A 285-nucleotide genomic window follows, 5' to 3' on the forward strand; every position below is an offset into this window, starting at 1 on the left:
TGGTTATGCCATAGAATACCCTTATGGGGAAAGCATAACGACGGACTAGATGCCGTGTTTTTGAGCGCCCGGCACTCTTTTAGAGTGTCAATCAAAAACTTTAACATCTAGGAGTTCATCATGAACACTCTTATAGAAATTAAAGAACGGATTATTGATCGGGAAACTGTTCAAACCGTTAATGCTCGTGATTTGCATGCATTCTTAGAAGCAAAACGAGACTTTTCCAATTGGATTAAAGATCGTATTAACAAATACAGCTTTATAGAAAATCAGGATTATATA

General features: G+C 36.5%; 1 protein-coding gene. It reads left to right on the forward strand.

Features of this window, described 5'->3' with window-relative positions:
• Positions 1–120: 120 nt before the first annotated feature.
• Positions 121–285 (forward strand): antA/AntB antirepressor family protein (locus ACFINZ_RS12005; RefSeq protein WP_375701646.1); only part of this gene is annotated, 165 nt, incomplete at its 3' end.

The sequence above is a fragment of the Bartonella sp. AA81SXKL genome, assembly GCF_042196945.1.
In the GTDB taxonomy this organism is placed as follows: domain Bacteria; phylum Pseudomonadota; class Alphaproteobacteria; order Rhizobiales; family Rhizobiaceae; genus Bartonella.